General features: G+C 42.1%; 4 tRNA genes. All 4 read left to right on the plus strand.

The features are described from left to right. Nucleotides 1–32 precede the first annotated feature (32 nt). The 4 genes from C0W29_RS21420 (at nucleotide 33) to C0W29_RS21430 (ending at nucleotide 883) form a co-directional block, all read left to right on the plus strand. Nucleotides 33–108, plus strand: a tRNA-Phe gene (locus C0W29_RS21420). Between the two features lie 43 nt (nucleotides 109–151). Beyond that, nucleotides 152–227 (plus strand) — tRNA-Asn (locus tag C0W29_RS21425). A 95-nt stretch (nucleotides 228–322) separates the two neighbouring features. After that, nucleotides 323–409 (plus strand) — tRNA-Ser (locus C0W29_RS21710). Nucleotides 410–807: 398 nt separating this feature from the next. Continuing rightward, nucleotides 808–883, plus strand: a tRNA-Phe gene (locus tag C0W29_RS21430). The last annotated feature ends 46 nt before the right edge of the window (nucleotides 884–929 follow it).

A 929-nucleotide genomic window follows, 5' to 3' on the forward strand; every position in this document is an offset into this window, starting at 1 on the left:
AATGCAAAAATAGCAATTTAATTGCTGTGTTTGCCTCGATAGCTCAGTCGGTAGAGCAGAGGATTGAAAATCCTCGTGTCGGTGGTTCGATTCCGCCTCGAGGCACCATATTAAAATTTGATACGATATGTCGTGTCGAATGAAGAATAATTCCCTCTTAGTTCAGTTGGTAGAACGCCGGACTGTTAATCCGTATGTCACTGGTTCAAGTCCAGTAGAGGGAGCCAAATAAGAAAGCCCGCAAGCAATTGCGGGCTTTTTTACGTCTGGATTTTGGCAAAACAAAACTGCATTGATCAGGCTCTTATACCCTCTCGATAATTCCTTCTTCGTTCAGTTGGCGACACTTTATGAGAAGCTTGGCGGACAGCTAATCCGTATGTCACTGGTTCAAGTCCAGTAGAGGGAGTCAAATAAGAATAACACGATCTATTATCCGTCATCTCGGAAGCTGAGGTACGAGGGCAATCCGTGATCTATTCACAGCGTTATTGAGCCTAAAAGACATCAGCTAAAATAATCAATCTACAACACGCGAATAGTAGATTCCCTATCGCCCTCGCGGGCATTCACTGGTAGGGAATGACGATAAATTAGATTTGTATGCCACCATTAATTTTTATCAAATACTGTTTTCGTAAAACTTTCACCTCATCATGAACGCCTCTCGTAGTGACGAACAAATACCGGAAAAACCAACAATTAAGTGCAAAATAACAGCAATCAGTGCAAAAAAGATAATCTTAATAACTATTTGAAAAAAAACCATTGACGACAAGGCTAAAAACCTTTTTAATGCGCTCCGTTGCCTCGATAGCTCAGTCGGTAGAGCAGAGGATTGAAAATCCTCGTGTCGGTGGTTCGATTCCGCCTCGAGGCACCATTTCTTCTCTTTTGAAGTGTGGTGCCAAGCAACGATAAAATCTGTT

Source organism: Photobacterium kishitanii, assembly GCF_003026355.1.
Classification (GTDB): domain Bacteria; phylum Pseudomonadota; class Gammaproteobacteria; order Enterobacterales; family Vibrionaceae; genus Photobacterium; species Photobacterium kishitanii.